Here is a 17,362-nt window from a genome sequence, read left to right on the forward strand (position 1 = left end):
TTTGCCCGTTTATCACGAATCCCGCAAGATCTAAAGTCTGCCTGACGCGGGCAAACGCTCCTCTTTTACATCACAACAGAAGGTTATGAGTATGAATACAACGCTTGCAGGAAAAATCGCTCTGGTGACCGGCGGCAGCACCGGTATTGGTCTCGCAACGGCACAGGAGCTGGCGGCGCAGGGAGCGAAGGTCTATATTACCGGACGTCGTCAGGCCGAACTGGATGCTGCGCGGGCAGACATTGGCGCCGCGGCGGTAGCTATCCGCGCGGACGTCTCCAGAATGGCCGATCTGGATGCGGTTTACGCGCAGATTGCTAAAGAAGAAGGACGGCTCGATATTCTGTTCGCCAACGCCGGGGGCGGCGACATGCTGCCGCTGGGCGCCATCACCGAGGAGCAGTTTGACCGGATTTTTGCCACCAACGTGCGCGGCGTGCTGTTTACCGTCCAGAAAGCGCTGCCGCTGCTCTCCTCTGGTTCATCCATTATCCTCACCGGATCGACGGTTTCAATTAAGGGGACGGCGAATTTTAGCGTCTACAGCGCCAGTAAAGCCGCCGTGCGTAACTTTGCCCGCTCCTGGGCGCTGGACTTACAGGGCCGCGGGATACGCGTCAACGTCGTCAGCCCTGGCCCCGTGAAAACGCCCGGTCTTGGCGATCTGGTTCCCGAAGAACAGCGTCAGGGATTATACGATGCGCTGGCGGCCCAGGTGCCGCTGGGTCGCCTGGGCGCGCCGGGCGAAGTCGGAAAAGCCGTGGCGTTTCTGGCGTCCGATGCCGCCAGCTTTATAAACGCCACGGAGCTGTTTGTCGATGGCGGGATGGCGCAAATCTAGCGGTTACGCCAGCAGCGTACGCTTCGGTCTCCGGCTGCGGGCTGAAGCGGCTGCGGCCGTTCGCATCCTTCAACTGCCAGCGGGCAGCGGTCGCGGAAGTAGCAGCCATCGGGCAGGCGGCGATTACCGGGGAGATCGGTTTTGCGTAATGCCAGATCTTCGTCCAGCGGTTCTCCGGTACGGGGAACGGAGTCAAGCAGCAGCTGCGTATACGGATGCCGTGGCTTGCCCAGCACCTGGTCCGCCGGACCCAGCTCCACGATCTGCCCCAGATACATTACCGCCACCCGGTCGCTCATGTGCCGGACCACCGAGACGTTGTGCGAGATCAGCACGTAGGTCAGATTTCGCTGCTGTTGCAGGGCAACCAGCAAATTGAGGATCTGCGCCTGGACGGAAATATCCAGCGCGCTGGTAGGTTCATCCAGCACGATGATGTCCGGATCCGAAGAGAGCGCCCGGGCAATAGCGATGCGCTGGCGCTGTCCGCCCGAAAATGCATGCGGCAGGCGGTCAAGATATTCCGCCCGAATGCCCACCTGCTGCGCCAGCGTCTCAGCCAGCTGACGACGCTCCCGTTCGCTGCGGCGTTGCTGTATCCACACCGGCTCGGTAATGATGCGCCAGACGGGTAAACGCGGGTCGAGGGACGAGAGCGGGTCCTGAAATACCATCTGCATACCGCCTGCCGCATTCGCGCGCTGACAGGCACCGGTACTCGGTTTGAGCATGCCCATCAGCAGCTGCGCCAGCGTGCTCTTTCCACAGCCGGATTCCCCTACAACGCCCAGCGTTTCGCCGCGATGGATCCGGAGATCCATGCCGTTGAGGGCGTGTACCTGCTCCGTCACACGCCCCAGCCAGTTTTTGCGCGCAGGAAAATTCACATGCACGCTATCCAGTTCCAGCAGTACCTCAGACATGGCGTCTCTCCTGTTGTGGGTACCAGCAGGCAGCCTGCTGGCCTTCTGCGCCCGTGGAAATTAAGCGCGGCGTTTCGCTGCATTTCGCTCCGGCAGCAAAACAGCGCTCGCGAAAAGCACATCCGCGCGGGAGGTGGCTGAGGTTAGGCACCGTGCCGGGAATGGCCGGGAGGATCTCGCGCGGTTCACCATTTTCCGGGGCACACCGCAGCAGGCCAATCGAATAGGGATGCACAGGATGGTGGATCAAGGTCTGCGTGCTGCCGCTTTCGATCACGCTGCCCGCGTACATAACGTACATCCGGTCACAAAGCTGCGACACCACCGCCATATCGTGACTGATAAACAGCACCGACGTCCCGCTGGCGCGCGCTTTGTGTTTCAGCAGACGCAGCACCTGACGCTGAACGGTCACGTCCAGCGCGGTGGTCGGCTCATCGGCAATGATCAGCTCCGGCTCGCAGGAGAAGGCAAGGGCGATCATCACCCGCTGGCGCATACCGCCGGAAAGCTCAAACGGATAGCGATCCATCACCTGTGCCGCATCCGGGATTTGCATCTCGCCCAGCAGGGCGATCGCCTTCTGCTGCGCGTCGCGGCGGGAAAGCGACTGATGCTGGCGGATCACCTCCACCATTTGCCTGCCAATCCGGCGCGTGGGGTTGAGCGCCGTCATCGGCTCCTGAAAAATCATCGCCACCCTGGCGCCGCGCCACTGACGAAGCTGTTTTTCCGACGCGTTCAGGACATCTTCCCCGAGGAGCGTGACCCGTCCATGGTGAATATGGTAACTGCCTTCCGGCAGCAGGCGCATCGCCAGCATCGCGGTGACCGATTTTCCCGAGCCGGATTCGCCCACCACGCCGACAATTTCACCCCGGCCAATCTCCAGCGAAACGTGGTTGAGCGCGTGGACGTCACCGCGAAAAATGGGGAAGCTCAGGTGCAAATCTTCAATCGATAATACGGAATCACTCATGACTGCTTCCCTCCTGATTTGGGATCCAGCAGGTCGCGAAGACCATCGCCAAACAGATTAAACCCAACTGCCGTGATCAGAATTGCCGCCCCCGGAAACGCGCAGTACCACCACTGGTCAAGCACGTAGTTACGCCCCACGGCCACCATCGCGCCCCATTCGGCGGTGGGTTGCTGCGCGCCTAATCCAATAAAGCCCAGCGTGGCGGCCATCAGAATGGCGCTGCCGATATCCAGCGACGCCTGTACGATCAGCGGCGGCAGGGCGTTACGCAGGATATGCCAGCTGATCAGGTGCCAGCGCGATGCGCCAAAGGTGCGGGCGGCCTGCACGTAGGTGAACTGGCGCACCACCAGCGTTTGCCCGCGTGCCAGCCGCACGTAAAACGGAATGCGTACAATCGCAATCGCCAGCATCGCGTTAAACAGGCTTGGGCCGAGCGCGGCGGCCAGCGCCATCGTCAGCACCAGCGAGGGGATGGAGAGCATAATGTCCATGATACGCATAATGATGGCGTCGCCGCGTCCGCCGAGTACGCCGGACAAACAGCCGAGCAGAGAACCGATGCCGCCTGCAATCACCACCACCGCCAGCCCCGCCGTGATGGACTGCTGGCTGCCCACCAGCACGCGGCTGAACAGATCCCGGCCCACCTCATCGGTGCCAAACCAGTGCTGGGCTGAAGGCGCCTGCAATCGCGCGGTCAGATCCAGCGCGTTCGGATCGTGCGGGACTATCCACGGCGAGACCACCATCATCAGCAGCATCACGATCATAATCACCCCGCCGATCAGCGTGAGCGGGCTTTTGCGTAACATCCAGAACAGCTTTGCCCAGTTGATGCGCTGTTTGGCGGTGCTGACGGGGACGGGCGTTTCCTGAGTTAACATCATTCGGCACCTCCGCGCCCGATTCGCGGGTCGATCCACAGATACAGCAGATCCACCACCAGATTGACGAAGACATAGGCCAGCGATACCACGACCGCGAAGCCGATGACGGCAGGGAAGTCCAGCGCCTGAATGGAGGTCACCACCCAGGCTCCCATTCCCGGCCAGGCAAACACGGTTTCGGTAAGGACTGCCCCATACAGCAGATCGCCCAGCGCCAGCCCGAGCACGGTAATGGAGGGGATCATGGCGTTGGGTAAGGCGTAGCGCAGCACGATGTACCAGGCCGGCAACCCGCTCGCGCGGGCGGTACGAATATAATCCTCGCTCAGTTGCTCCAGCATCGCGGAACGCACCTGACGCGCCACAATACCCAGATGCACAAAGGCCAGGGTCAGGGAGGGTAGAATCAGGTGCTGTAGGGCGTTGAAAAACACCTCGCCGTTGCCTTCCAGCAGGGCGTCCAGCAGATAAAAGCCGGTAACGTGGGCAGGCGGATCGAGCCAGTCGTCCAGCCTGCCGCCGCCGGGCAGAATTTGCAGTTGCCCGTAGAACAGAACGATTACCCCCAGTCCCAGCCAGAAGGCAGGCGTCGAGATGCCCGTCATCGCCATCAGTCGCACCAGGTGATCCAGCCAGCGGTTACGGTACACCGCCGATAAAATGCCCAGCGGTACGCCAATCACCAGCGCCAGCAGCAAAGAGCAGAAGGCCAGCTCCAGCGTGGCGGGGAAAAAGGCTTTCAAATCTTCCGCAACGGGGCGACCGGTGCGAATGGAGGTGCCCAGATCGCCGTGCGCCAGCGCCTCTACATAGCGGCCAAACTGAATATAGAGCGGTTGATCCAGCCCCAGCTGCTGGCGGATGCCCTGCACGATTTCATCGCTGGCGCGGTCACCGGCCAGCAGGCGGGCCGGATCGCCGGGGATCAGGTGTGAAATAATAAAAGTAATAATACAGACACCGGCCACCACCAGGATTAACCCCCAGCAGCGCTGGCGCACGATGCTCCAGAACGTCATACACTTCCCCCCGGCGTGGGCCGTTACTTACTCATGGTGGCGATGTTAAAGACCTGCTCAAGCATCGGATTAAAGGTGAAGCCTTTGACCTCTTTGTTCATCGCCAGCTGGTAGTTCTTCTGGAACAGATAAACGTAAGCCGCCTCGTCAATCACCACTTTCTGCGCCTGCTGGTAATCTTTGGTGCGTTCCGCCTGATCGGTGGTTTTCAGTGCCGCCTGCAACAATGCATCGACCTCTTTGTTCTCATAGAATGAGCGGTTACCCGGCAGCCCTTTTTTGTCCGATTCGAACCAGTAGTTCATGAACATGTACGGGTCAGCGAAGTCCGGGCTCCAGTTACCAATCGCAATGTCATAATCACCTTTGCCGACGCGGTCGCGCATGGTGGCGTTCGCCAGTTTCTCGAGCTTGACGTTAATCCCCAGCTTGCCCAGGCTCGCCTGCGTGGAGAGGGCGATAGGCTCCCAGTTCGGGTCGTTATCGGAGTAGAGGAACGTCAGGCTGGCCGGTTTATCGTTGACTTTCTCCAGCGCCGCTTTGGCCTTAGCCTCGTCAAAGCTGTACTGCATGGCGTTCGCATCGAAGCCCCACATGCCCTCCGGGATCGGGCCGCGCATCTGCTTGCCGTTCCCGCTGAGAATGCCTTTCACCATCCCCTGATAATCGGTGGCCCAGGAGACCGCACGGCGCAAATCCACCTGATTCATCGGAGGCTTACTGTTGTTCAGATAGAGGTAGGTCACCCGCAGGGACGGGTATTCCGCCACGGCCACTTTGCCTTCCTGCTTCAGGGCAGCAAGCTGATCCACCGGCAGGGCGTCGGCGATATCCAGATCGCCACGGGAAAGTTGCAGGCGACGCGAGGCGCTTTCACCGATAATCTTCACCGAGACGCGCTTGAAGTGCGGCTTTTCACCCGGCCAGTGTGGGTTGGGCACCATCACCAGCTGCTGACCTTTCCGCCAGCTTTTCAGCATAAACGGTCCGGAACCCGCGGTGTTTTGCGCCAGGAAACCGCGCGCGTCGTCGGCGGCATTGGCTTTCAGGACCGCCGGGTTGACGATCGACGCGCCGTCATTGGCCAGCGTGTAGAGGAACGGGGCGAACGGCTGGCTGAGGGTGAATTTCACCGTATGCTCATCCACCGCGTCCACTTTCAAATCTTTCGGGAACGCTTCGGAAGGTCCCTGATTAATTTTCAGCAGACGTTCAAACGACAGCTTGACCGCTTCGGCGGTCACCGGCGTGCCGTCCGAAAATTTTGCATTATCTGCCAGGGTGAACGTCCACTCTTTCTGGTCGTCAGACGCCTTCCAGCCCGTCGACAGATCGCCTTCCACCTCCGTGGTGCCAGGCTTGTATTTCACCAGACGCTGGTACGAGGGGTAGGTCACCGTCCAGTCGTTGTTATCGATAGTGACCGCCGGATCCAGCGTTTGCGGATCGGCAGCTTTCCCAATCACCAGCATATCTTTTGGCACCGCCGCCAGCGCGAGAGGGGCGCTCAGGGCGAGCGTAGCGGCAATCAGGGTTGTAAGCAGCGTAGTTTTCATGGCCGGGCTCCAGAATTAGAGTGAGTATGTGGTCGGATAACAGGCGAACTGGTCATCTAACAGCGGGTAGCTGGCGGCGTTCGGCAGTTCGAAATGCCACCACTCGCTGCTGATGCCCACAAAACCGCCGCCGTACATCACGGCGTTCAGGAGCAGACGATTTCGCTGCGCCTCGGGCGGAACGGAAGGGTGCCAGGCATGAGAACGGTCGTGCATTTCGTCAAACCCGGCGCCCATATCCAGCACGTTGTCGTGTTCATCCATCAGCGTGACGTCAATGGCGGTGCCCCGGCTGTGGTTAGAGCCAATCGCGACATCCACCACGTATTCCGGATTGGGGCAGGCATCCCAGAGTTGCGACTGCGCCTGCTGGGGGCGGTAGGCGTCGTAAACCACCAGCTTCAGACCGGCCAGCGCGGCGATGCTGATCGCTTTCGCCAGCGCTGTGGCGGCATCCGTATGCAACAGGCACGCGGCGTGCTGGTAGATCGGGCGGCCAGTGATGTTATCGGCGGTCGCGTATTTCAGATCGATATGCAGCGTGGGAAAGGTTTTCGCCACATCAATCAGTTGACTCTCTTCAGGCATAGCTCCGCTCCTTTAGCGTTCAAATTGACCAAACTCTTGTTGTAGTTGTCGGTTGATTGCCAGACGTTCCGGCAGCGCATCGCCCAGCGCCTCCACAACGCCCGACAGCAGCAGGTTGAAGAGACAGCTCACCGGCGCCAGCGAATCCCAGAAATGGCCGGTATCGGTCTTCACCTGGAGTAAATCAATCGGATAATCCCGCGCCCACGGGCACCAGATATCGGTGATCAGCGCCATCGCCAGGCCTTTTTCGCTCGCCACGCGGCAGTACTGGCGGGCAATGGCGGAGTAGGCGCGGGTATCCGTCAGCACGATATACGGGTTAGAAAAGCCGGAGTTAAGCGACTCCACCCAGCTACCGGAGAGCCCTTCGGAATAGCTCACCCGCGGGCGCAGATACTCAAGATGGCTGAAGAACGCATTGGCGATCCCGCGCGTGGACTGGATCCCCAGCACGAAGACGGCGTCGGCATGGGTAAGTTGCTGGACCACCTGCCTGAACGTTTCGCTTTGCGCCAGCTGGTAGACATGGGCAATGGCGTCCACCTCCAGCGACAGGGAGTGCTGAAGGCGATCCGACAGCGGCTGTTGCTGCTTCCAGGAGTCGAGACGCTCGTTAATACCCCAGGGCTGGTGGGGATTGCGCAGGCTTTTTTTGGCGTCGTCCAGGTTGCGATAGCCCAGCTTGCGCAGAAAGCGTCCGACGGTGATCCCGCTGGTTGCCGTGGCCAGCGCCACGCTCTCTGCCGTTTCAAAGGGGATCTGCCCGACGTGCGCCAGCATCCAGCTTGCCACCCGTTTTTCGCTCGGGGTGAGCTGGCTAAAGGTCGCTTCGATACGGCTCAACACCTCAGGTTTGGTCGTCATACCGCCTCGCTGTTAACTGGCTGTCAAAGTCCGGGTTTCTGTTACCGGATTAACAATGCAGGACGCGTGCCATGTTTACATTGCGGCGAAAACGCGCTGTGCAGCAAAGTTAATGCAATATTTGTTTAACAGATGCTCAACATTTGTGCAGCGTAGTTCACTTTTGGTGCAGTGTCCGGCCTGAGCGGTATCTATTTGGTGAATACGTCAGCCTCTTCACATTTTTTGGTAAGATGAACGCTCTGTGGATAAGGGAGGGAGCCTAACATGGCGAATTTGCCCTGGCGGGTCAGCGTGCGCCTGATGGCTCTCGCAAAAAAAATAGCGATGGTCATCGGGATCATTGTGCTCGTGCTGCTGGCGGTGCGGGTTTATCTTTCGCAGCAGGGGCCGGCCTTGCATCACTGGCACACCTGGCGGGCTGACGAAATGTCCGTGCAGGAGATGGATAACGCGACCTTCGCAGCGTATGTCGCGCGGGAAAACGCCATCTTCACCGCTCTCGACGCTGAGGTGACGGCGAATGTCACACCCGCAGAGCGCACGCCGCTGAACCGTTATTACCGCCAGAGCCTGGTGTGGCCAGGACACTTTTCCCCGGATGCAAACCGGTCGTTCGTGCTGATGCCTGCCGGAAAGCCGCGCGGGGCGGTGGTATTGCTACACGGTCTGACGGATTCGCCCTACAGCGTCAGGCATCTGGCTGTGAATTATCAACAGCACGGCTTTGTGGCCGTAGTGCCTCGTTTGCCCGGACACGGCACGGCGCCGGGCGCGCTGACAGACGTTGACTGGGAGGCTTGGCTGGCCGCATCGCGCCTTGCGGTTCGTGAAGCGACACGCCTGACGGGGAACGATCTCCCCCTGCATCTGGTGGGCTACTCCAACGGCGGGGCGCTGGCGATGAAATACGCCCTCGACGCTCTTGATGCGCCTGAACTGCGTAAACCTCAGCAGATCGTTTTGCTCTCACCGATGATTGGCGTCACGGCGTTTGCGCGCTTTGCCGGATTCGCCGGGCTACCGGCCATGTTACCGGCGTTTGCCAAAGCCGCGTGGCTCAATATTTCGCCGGAATATAATCCTTATAAATACAATTCGTTCCCGGTGAATGCAGCACGTCAGTCCTGGCTGCTTACCCAGGCGCTGCATGAGCAGATAAACCGCGATGTTCATGATCACAAACTGGCGCAGCTTCCGCCGGTGCTGGCGTTTCAGTCGGTCATGGATTCAACGGTCAGTACCCGCGCCGTGGTCAGCGGGCTGTTTGACCAGCTTCCGGCAAACGGCAGCGAACTGGTAGTTTTTGATATCAACCAGGCCGGGAGTTTCCGTCCACTGTTCAGGCCATCATCCTGGACGGCGGTGGCTGACCTGCTGCCCGGGGCAAAAAGGCGTTACAGTGTCACAATTGTGACCAATGCCAGCCCCGACAGGTTTGATATGGTGGCGAAGACGACGCCAGCGGGTAGCACCCGGGAAACGGTGATGCCGCTGTCTGTCGCGTATCCGCAGGAGGTTTATTCCCTGTCGCATGTTGCTATTCCGTTCCCGCCTGATGACGATCTGTATGGCCGCCATCCTGAGGTGAAAAACCACTACGGTATCAGCCTGGGGACGATAGCCCTGTGGGGAGAAACATCGGTTCTGAGCGTTGGCAAAGATGCGCTGATGCGCGTGACGTCGAATCCGTTCTACGATTATATGCAGACGCGGATCGACAGCCGTATCGGGGAGAATTAAGCCCAACGTGGAATAGATTAGGTCACACCGGGGAACTGTGTTAAACAGTACCGTTCAGGCGTATACCCCATACCGGACCCCGTTTCTGTGCTGACAACTCTTATTTATCGAAGCCAGCTGAGCTTAACCTGCACCTCCGCAGCGTTAAGCGCGCTGGTTGAACAGGCCAGGATCCGTAATACGGAGCAGGGCATCTCAGGCATTCTTCTCTCCCGTGGACGTGACGTTCTGCAAATTCTCGAAGGCACGGAACAGAGCGTCATCGCGCTTTTTAACACCATCCGTGCGGATGACCGGCATACCGGCGTGGTGGAGCTGATGCGCGATTACGGCCCGCGCAGACGTTTCGAAGACGTGGGAATGCTGCTGTTTGACCTGGATGTTCAGACCCCGAAAGCGGTTCTGGCGTCGGTTCTGCATTACAGCAAGCTGGAAAGCTATCTGACTTCTGAGGATCGGGTCTTCAAATTTATTCAGACCTTTATCACCGGCAAAACCGCTATCCCACCCGCTTCGGACTATGAGCCTGATAAATGGACGCTTTCGCGAGAGCGCGCGCCGTTTGGTAAAGGGTTAGGTCTGCTGGCGGGACAGCCCTGCCAGTTTGCGCTGCAACCCATTGTCGAGCCGTCCGAAGGCAAAATCAGTTCTCTCGAAGCGCTTATACGCGGAAACGACGGCGGCAGCCCGGAGCATTTCTTCAGTAGTCTCGATCGTGAACAGATTTACGAAGTCGACCTGCAAACCAAAGCCTGGACCTTTGCGCTGGCGCAAAAGCTCGGCATCGGCAGCCACAAACTGGCGGTGAACCTGCTGCCAATGTCGCTGGTTAACGTGCCGGGCGCGGTAGAGTTCCTGGTAACGCAGATCAAAAAGCACAATCTACAGCCAGAGCAGGTGATCATTGAAGTCACTGAGAGCGAGATGATCTCTGGCTTCAACCAGTTTAACAGCGCCATTAAACAGCTGCGCGCGGAAGGGGTTGGGCTGGCGATAGATGATTTTGGTTCCGGCTATGCTGGTCTTTCACTGCTCACCCGGTTTCAGCCGGATAAGCTCAAAATCGACAGAGAGATCGTCAGCGATATCCACCTGAGCGGGCCCAAGCAGGCGATTGTGAAGTCGATAATCAGCTGCTGCACCGATCTGGAGATTACGCTGGTCGCAGAAGGCATTGAGAAGATAGAAGAGTGGTGCTGGCTTGAATCCGCCGGTATTCGCCGCTTCCAGGGCTTTTTGTTCGCCCGCCCGCAGCTCAATGGCGTAGGTGATATCCACTGGCCCCATCGGGTGGGTTAAGCAAATTTTCCCTCGCCATATTTCCCCGACAACCTGCCTGTGCTTAAATAGCTAAACCGGTTTAACATGATTTAGCTAAGAAGGTGATATGGAGACGATCTGGGTACTTGGCGATGCCGTGGTGGATCTGTTGCCCGACGGAGAGGGCAAACTGCTGCAATGTCCTGGCGGCGCACCGGCCAATGTCGCGGTAGGGGTTGCGCGTCTGGGCGGCAGAAGCGCCTTTATAGGCCGGGTGGGCGACGACCCCTTCGGGCGTTTTATGCAAAAAACGCTTGCGGATGAGCAGGTTAATACAGAATGGCTGCGCCTGGACCCGCAGCATCGCACCTCCACGGTGGTGGTGGATCTCGATAACGACGGTGAACGTTCCTTTACCTTTATGGTTCGACCGAGCGCTGATTTATTCCTCGACTCTGCCGATCTCCCGCCATTCCGCGCCGGGGAGTGGCTGCACGTCTGCTCTATCGCGCTCAGCGCCGAACCCAGCCGTTCCGCGACGTTTCAGGCGATGTCCGCTATCAGACTGGCGGGGGGATTCGTCAGCTTTGACCCCAATATCCGCGCCGATCTCTGGCACGATGAAGTCGAGCTGCGTCAGTGCCTTGAGCGGGCATTAGCCTGTGCAGATGTGGTGAAAATCTCGGTGGAAGAACTGGCGTTCTTAACCGGAAATGCGCAGGTCCATGAGGGGCTGGCGGCGCTGATGCGCACCTGTCCGGCCAGGCTGGTGCTGGTGACACAGGGAAAAGAGGGCGTCACCGCCTGGCAGAAAGGCGCGTTGACGCACTATCCTGCATCACCCGTGGAATGCATTGATACCACCGGCGCGGGGGATGCTTTCGTCGCCGGGCTGCTGTTCGGTCTGGCTCGTGATGGCCAGGCCCGTCTTTCAGAGGTCATCACGCTGGCGCAGCGCTGTGGGGCGCTGGCGACAACCGCAAAAGGGGCAATGACCGCGCTGCCTTATCATCACGAACTGTAATTCACCTCTCCAGGCCTCCGGTCGGCGGCCTGAATTGTCGCCTCGATCACACTTACTAAAACGGTTTAGCAAAAAACGTTGCCGATCCAAAATTCAACGGTTTAGTATCATCAGCCTAAACCGGTTTAGCAATTTAGCACTTTCACCGATAGTTATTAGGGATGCGACAAAATGTATAAAAAACGCAGACTTGCCGTGATGATAGGCATGCTGGCCGGGAGTACCTCTGTTTTTGCCCAGACGGATATGACACGTATCGAAGCGCGCCTGGCGGCGCTGGAGCAGCGTTTGCAGGAGGCGGAAACCCGCGCGCAGGTTGCTGAAAAGCGCGCAACGGCAGCGGAACAGAAAACACAGCAGCTGGTGGCTGCGCAGCAGGAAGCGCAAACCTCCACACAGGCGGTGGCGCAACGTACCACGGTGCTGGAAGAAAAAGCCGACCGGACAGGCGGTTTTGAATTTCACGGTTACGCCCGTTCCGGCCTGCTGATGAACGACGCGGCCTCCAGCAGCAAAAGCGGCCCTTATCTGACGCCCGCCGGGGAAACGGGCGGGGCCATCGGGCGTCTGGGGAACGAAGCGGATACCTACGTTGAGCTGAATGTTGAGCACAAACAGACGCTGGAGAATGGTGCGACGACGCGCTTTAAGGCGATGCTGGCCGACGGCCAGAAAACCTATAACGACTGGTCGGCAGACAGCAGCGACCTGAACATTCGTCAGGCCTTTGCCGAGCTGGGCAATTTGCCTGACTTTACCGGTGCGCTGAAGGGCAGTACCTTCTGGGCGGGTAAGCGTTTTGACCGCGACAACTTCGACATTCACTGGCTGGATTCCGACGTGGTGTTTCTCGCCGGGACCGGCGGCGGCGTCTACGACGTGAAGTGGAACGATACGCTGCGCAGTAACTTCTCCCTTTATGGCCGTAACTTCGGCAGCGAAGAGGAGATCGACAACAACGTTCAGAACTACATCCTCAGCATGAATCACTTCGCCGGGCCGGTGCAGATGATGGTCAGCGGCTTACGGGCAAAAGATAATGACGACCGTAAGGACAGCAACGGCGATCCGATTAAAACCGACGCGGCCAATAACGGGGTACATGCGCTGGTTGGTCTGCATAACGAGAGCTTCTACGGCCTGCGGGAAGGTTCCGCCAAAACGGCGCTGCTTTACGGCCACGGTCTGGGCGCCGAGGTGAAAAGCATTGGTTCAGACGGCGCGCTGCTGTCAGAAGCCGATACCTGGCGTTTTGCAAGTTACGGTGTCACGCCGCTGGGCGGTGGCTGGCACATTGCGCCCGCCGTGCTGGCGCAAAGCAGTAAGGACCGCTACGTGAAGGGCGACAGCTATGAGTGGGTCACGCTCAATACGCGTCTGATCAAAGAGGTGACCCAGAATTTCGCCCTCGCGTTCGAAGGCAGCTATCAGTACATGGATTTAAGCCCGGAAGGCTACAAGGATCGCAATGCGGTTAACGGTAGCTTCTACAAGCTGACCTTCGCCCCGACGTTAAAGGCGGGCAAAATTGGCGATTTCTTCAGCCGTCCGGAGCTGCGCCTGTTCGCCACCTGGATGGACTGGAGCAGCAAGCTGGATAACTACGCCAGCGATGACGCCTTTGGCAGCAGCGGCTTCAACGCGGGCGGGGAATGGAACTTTGGGGTGCAGATGGAAACCTGGTTTTAACCCTTCACGCTCCCGCATCGCGGGGGCGTTTCGAACACCATAAAAAGAGGTCAGGAAGAGGTATCTATGGATTTTAATCATATTGCGCGCGAGCTTATTCCGCTGCTCGGTGGCAAAGAGAACATTGCCAGCGCGGCACATTGCGCCACGCGCCTTCGTCTGGTGCTGGTCGATGATGCGCTTGCCGACCAGCAGGCTATCGGCAAGGTTGAAGGCGTGAAAGGCTGTTTTCGAAACGCCGGGCAGATGCAGGTGATCTTCGGCACCGGGGTGGTGAATAAGGTTTACGCCGCGTTTATTCAGGCGGCAGGGATTAGCGAGTCCAGTAAATCGGAAGCGGCGGATATTGCGGCCCGCAAGCTGAACCCGTTCCAGCGTATCGCGCGTCTGCTCTCCAACATCTTCGTGCCGATTATCCCGGCGATCGTGGCCTCGGGTCTGCTGATGGGCCTGCTGGGGATGGTTAAAACCTACGGCTGGGTTAATCCGGATAACGCGCTCTATATCATGCTGGATATGTGCAGCTCGGCGGCGTTTATTATTCTGCCGATCCTGATTGGCTTCACCGCCGCGCGGGAGTTTGGCGGCAACCCGTATCTGGGGGCAACGCTCGGCGGCATCCTGACTCATCCGGCGCTGACCAACGCCTGGGGCGTAGCATCCGGCTTCCACACCATGAACTTCTTCGGTCTTGAAATCGCCATGATTGGCTATCAGGGAACCGTCTTCCCGGTGCTGCTGGCGGTGTGGTTTATGAGCATTGTGGAAAAACAGCTGCGCCGGGCGATCCCGGATGCGTTAGATCTGATCCTGACGCCGTTCCTGACCGTCATTATCTCCGGCTTCATTGCGCTATTGATTATTGGCCCGGCGGGACGCGCGCTGGGCGACGGGATCTCCTTCATTCTTAGCACCCTGATTGCCCACGCGGGCTGGCTGGCCGGGCTGCTGTTTGGTGGGCTCTATTCGGTGATTGTCATTACCGGCATTCACCACAGCTTCCACGCCATTGAGGCCGGGCTGCTGGGTAATCCGTCGATTGGCGTTAACTTCCTGCTGCCGATCTGGGCGATGGCGAACGTGGCGCAGGGCGGGGCGTGTCTGGCGGTGTGGTTCAAAACCCGCGATGCCAAAATCAAAGCCATTACCTTACCGTCGGCGTTTTCCGCGATGCTGGGCATCACCGAAGCGGCAATTTTTGGCATCAACCTGCGTTTTGTGAAGCCGTTTATCGCGGCGCTGATCGGTGGTGCGGCGGGCGGTGCCTGGGTGGTGTCGGTGCATGTCTACATGACCGCCGTTGGCCTGACGGCGCTTCCCGGCATGGCGATTGTCCAGGCCAGCTCGCTGCTCAACTATATAATCGGCATGGTGATTGCCTTTGGCGTGGCGTTCACCGTCTCTCTGCTGCTGAAATATAAAACGGACTCTGAATAATGACCTTATCTTCCCGCTGGCCTGCCGTGTTGCAGGCCGTTATGCAAGGCCAGCCGCGTGCGCTGGCGGACAGCCACTATCCGCAGTGGCATCCCGCACCGGTGACAGGGCTGATGAACGATCCGAACGGGTTTATCTGGTTTGCCGGGCGCTACCATCTGTTTTATCAGTGGAACCCGCTGGGCTGCGATCATCGCTACAAGTGTTGGGGGCACTGGAGCTCAGCAGATCTGGTGCACTGGCAGCACGAGCCAATGGCGCTGATGCCTGACGAAGAGTATGACCGCAATGGCTGTTACTCCGGCAGCGCCGTGGATAACAACGGCGTGCTGACCCTGTGCTATACCGGCAACGTTAAGTTTGACGATGGCGGCCGCACCGCCTGGCAGTGTCTGGCGGTGCAAAATGACGATGGCACGTTTGCCAAACTGGGACCGGTGTTGCCCCTGCCGGACGGGTACACCGGGCACGTCCGCGATCCGAAAGTATGGTGGCATGACGGGCTGTGGTACATGGTGCTCGGCGCGCAGGATCGACAGCAGCGCGGCAAGGTGCTGCTGTTTACGTCAGCCGATTTACACACCTGGGCGTCCTGCGGCGAAATCGCCGGTCACGGCGTCAACGGACTCACGGACGCGGGCTATATGTGGGAGTGCCCGGATCTGTTTGAGCTTGATGGCACACACGTCTTGATCTGCTGCCCGCAGGGGCTGGCGCGCGAACCGCATCGCTATCTCAACACCTATCCGGCCGTCTGGATGCGTGGGGCATTTGATTATCAAACGCCTGCATTTGCGCACGGCGAGCTGCATGAGCTTGACGCCGGTTTCGAATTTTACGCGCCGCAAACCACGGTGGCAAAAGATGGCCGCCGCATCCTCATCGGCTGGATGGGCGTGCCGGACGGCGAAGAGATGCTCCAGCCTACGCGGGCGCACGGCTGGATCCACCAGATGACCTGTCCTCGCGAACTGCGCTACCGCGACGGTAAGCTCTGGCAAACCCCCGTCCGTGAGCTGGAAACGCTGCGCGAGGATGAACATCTCTGGCAGGGACGCGCCAGCGATGCCCCGGTGCTGGCGGGAGCGCGTCTTGAGTTCGAACTGAGCGCATCGAGCGTGAACGTGGATTTTGCCGGCGCGTTGCGGCTGATTGTGGATGATGAGGGGATCCGTCTGGAACGCGCCAGTCTGAAAACCACAGACACGCTGACCCGCTACTGGCAGGGCAATGTTCATCATTTACGCGTGCTGTGCGACTGTTCCAGCGTCGAAATTTTCATCAATCACGGTGAAGGCGTCATGAGCAGCCGCTATTTTCCTGACCATCCGGCCCAGGTACGCTTCGAAGGTGCGTCCGATATCACATTACGCTACTGGTCGCTGCGCAGCTGCATGATAGAATAGAGGTTTTGGCAGCCGGATCTAAGTCGTTGTGAGAAAAACAAAACGCGTCACCATTAAAGATATCGCGGAGCTCGCGGGGGTATCAAAAGCCACCGCCAGCCTGGTTCTGAACGGCCGCAGCAAAGAGCTTCGGGTGGCGGAGGAGACACGCGAGCGTGTGCTGGCGATTGCCAAAGAACATCATTATCAGCCCAGCATTCACGCCCGTTCGCTGCGGGACAACCGCAGCCACACCATTGGTCTGGTGGTGCCGGAAATCACCAACTACGGGTTTGCCGTTTTTTCTCATGAGCTGGAGACCCTCTGCCGCGAGGCGGGTGTTCAGCTGCTGATCTCCTGTAGCGATGAAAATCCGGGCCAGGAGACGGTGGTGGTCAATAACATGGTGGCCCGCCAGGTGGACGGGCTGATTGTCGCCTCCAGCATGCTCAACGACGCGGACTATCAAAAGCTGAGCGAACAGCTGCCCGTTGTGCTTTTTGACCGTCATATGAACGACAGTTCTTTGCCGCTGGTTCTCACCGATTCAATTACCCCAACCGCCACGCTGGTGGCCGACATCGCGCGCCAGCATCCGGATGAGTTCTACTTCCTCGGCGGTCAGCCGCGGCTTTCCCCGACGCGTGACCGTCTTGAAGGGTTTAAGCAGGGGCTGCGTGACGCTGGCGTCGAGTTACGTCCGGAGTGGATCATTCATGGTAATTACCATCCGAGCTCCGGCTACGAAATGTTTGCCGAGCTTTGCGCACGCCTGGGCCGCCCGCCAAAAGCCCTTTTTACCGCCGCCTGCGGTCTGCTGGAAGGGGTGTTGCGCTATATGGGGCAACATAATCTGCTGCAAAGCGATATGCGTCTGGCCAGCTTTGACGATCACTATCTCTATGATTCTCTGACCATTCCTGTCGATACCGTTCGTCAGGATAACCGCCAGCTCGCCTGGCACTGCTTTGATCTGATTGGCAAACTGATTGAAGGGGAAACGCCGGAGCCGATCCAGCGTAAGCTGGATGCCACCCTGCAACGGCGATACAAGTCCGTGGAGTGACAGGGTAACGTCTTAGGGTGACATCAATAACTTTAATTAATTAAAGATTGGATTCAGCCGATAACCAAAGGGAAATTATATCCCTGAGGTGT

At 58.8% G+C, this 17,362-nt stretch carries 15 protein-coding genes; 8 read left to right on the forward strand and 7 right to left on the reverse strand.

The genetic code is table 11. The annotated features are described in order from the left end of the window. The first annotated feature begins 91 nt into the window (after positions 1-91). Complete coding sequence (locus ACOTWU_RS11995; protein WP_003857073.1) at positions 92-841, forward strand: SDR family oxidoreductase; 750 nt, start codon at positions 92-94, stop codon at positions 839-841. On the opposite strand, the gene ACOTWU_RS12000 is transcribed toward ACOTWU_RS11995, so the two are convergent. Genes ACOTWU_RS12000 through ACOTWU_RS12030 form a run of 7 tightly spaced genes read right to left on the reverse strand, consistent with a single transcriptional unit; the run spans position 838 to position 7,666 of the window. Continuing rightward, a complete protein-coding gene (locus tag ACOTWU_RS12000) occupies positions 838-1,764 on the reverse strand; it encodes an oligopeptide/dipeptide ABC transporter ATP-binding protein (protein ID WP_045345153.1) in 927 nt (308 codons plus the stop codon). The genes ACOTWU_RS11995 and ACOTWU_RS12000 overlap by 4 nt on opposite strands. Continuing rightward, entirely contained in the window at positions 1,757-2,743 is a 987-nt protein-coding gene (locus ACOTWU_RS12005) for an ABC transporter ATP-binding protein (RefSeq protein ID WP_032671167.1), read from the reverse strand. Before ACOTWU_RS12005 ends, ACOTWU_RS12000 begins: the two co-directional genes overlap by 8 nt. Continuing rightward, the gene (ddpC, locus tag ACOTWU_RS12010; protein ID WP_006810694.1) at positions 2,740-3,636 is read right to left on the reverse strand and encodes a D,D-dipeptide ABC transporter permease; all 897 of its coding nucleotides are present in this window, start codon (positions 3,634-3,636) and stop codon (positions 2,740-2,742) included. Before ddpC ends, ACOTWU_RS12005 begins: the two co-directional genes overlap by 4 nt. Beyond that, positions 3,633-4,655, reverse strand: a complete 1,023-nt coding sequence (locus tag ACOTWU_RS12015; protein WP_252049283.1) for an ABC transporter permease subunit — start codon at positions 4,653-4,655, stop codon at positions 3,633-3,635. The genes ddpC and ACOTWU_RS12015 overlap by 4 nt, the downstream gene beginning before the upstream one ends. A 23-nt stretch (positions 4,656-4,678) precedes the next feature. After that, a complete protein-coding gene (locus ACOTWU_RS12020; RefSeq protein ID WP_003857078.1) occupies positions 4,679-6,211 on the reverse strand; it encodes an ABC transporter substrate-binding protein in 1,533 nt (510 codons plus the stop codon). A 15-nt stretch (positions 6,212-6,226) separates the two neighbouring features. Beyond that, positions 6,227-6,799, reverse strand: a complete 573-nt coding sequence (ddpX, locus tag ACOTWU_RS12025) for a D-alanyl-D-alanine dipeptidase (RefSeq protein WP_015570495.1) — start codon at positions 6,797-6,799, stop codon at positions 6,227-6,229. A 12-nt stretch (positions 6,800-6,811) separates the two neighbouring features. Continuing rightward, positions 6,812-7,666, reverse strand: coding sequence for a MurR/RpiR family transcriptional regulator (locus ACOTWU_RS12030; RefSeq protein WP_015570496.1), 855 nt, complete (start codon positions 7,664-7,666; stop codon positions 6,812-6,814). A 267-nt stretch (positions 7,667-7,933) separates the two neighbouring features. On the opposite strand from ACOTWU_RS12030, the gene ACOTWU_RS12035 reads away from it, so the two are divergent. The 7 genes from ACOTWU_RS12035 to ACOTWU_RS12065 all read left to right on the forward strand — a co-directional run bounded on the left by ACOTWU_RS12035 (position 7,934) and on the right by ACOTWU_RS12065 (position 17,270). Next, the gene (locus ACOTWU_RS12035) at positions 7,934-9,409 is read left to right on the forward strand and encodes an alpha/beta hydrolase (RefSeq protein WP_047056816.1); all 1,476 of its coding nucleotides are present in this window, start codon (positions 7,934-7,936) and stop codon (positions 9,407-9,409) included. Positions 9,410-9,496: 87 nt separating this feature from the next. Beyond that, a complete protein-coding gene (locus tag ACOTWU_RS12040; protein ID WP_126498550.1) occupies positions 9,497-10,708 on the forward strand; it encodes a diguanylate phosphodiesterase in 1,212 nt (403 codons plus the stop codon). 88 nt (positions 10,709-10,796) lie between these two features. Continuing rightward, on the forward strand, positions 10,797-11,693 hold the full coding sequence (locus ACOTWU_RS12045; RefSeq protein ID WP_032648360.1) for an aminoimidazole riboside kinase: 897 nt from the start codon (positions 10,797-10,799) through the stop codon (positions 11,691-11,693). A 171-nt stretch (positions 11,694-11,864) separates the two neighbouring features. Continuing rightward, positions 11,865-13,382, forward strand: a complete 1,518-nt coding sequence (locus tag ACOTWU_RS12050; RefSeq protein WP_023303760.1) for a carbohydrate porin — start codon at positions 11,865-11,867, stop codon at positions 13,380-13,382. Positions 13,383-13,448: 66 nt separating this feature from the next. Continuing rightward, on the forward strand, positions 13,449-14,819 hold the full coding sequence (locus ACOTWU_RS12055) for a sucrose-specific PTS transporter subunit IIBC (RefSeq protein WP_003857085.1): 1,371 nt from the start codon (positions 13,449-13,451) through the stop codon (positions 14,817-14,819). Beyond that, positions 14,819-16,225, forward strand: a complete 1,407-nt coding sequence (locus ACOTWU_RS12060) for a sucrose-6-phosphate hydrolase (RefSeq protein WP_126498549.1) — start codon at positions 14,819-14,821, stop codon at positions 16,223-16,225. Before ACOTWU_RS12055 ends, ACOTWU_RS12060 begins: the two co-directional genes overlap by 1 nt. A gap of 28 nt (positions 16,226-16,253) precedes the next feature. Further along, complete coding sequence (locus tag ACOTWU_RS12065) at positions 16,254-17,270, forward strand: LacI family DNA-binding transcriptional regulator (protein WP_023303758.1); 1,017 nt, start codon at positions 16,254-16,256, stop codon at positions 17,268-17,270. Positions 17,271-17,362: the final 92 nt, after the last annotated feature.

This window comes from Enterobacter cloacae complex sp. GYL001 (assembly GCF_049237125.1).
GTDB lineage: Bacteria > Pseudomonadota > Gammaproteobacteria > Enterobacterales > Enterobacteriaceae > Enterobacter > Enterobacter hormaechei_C.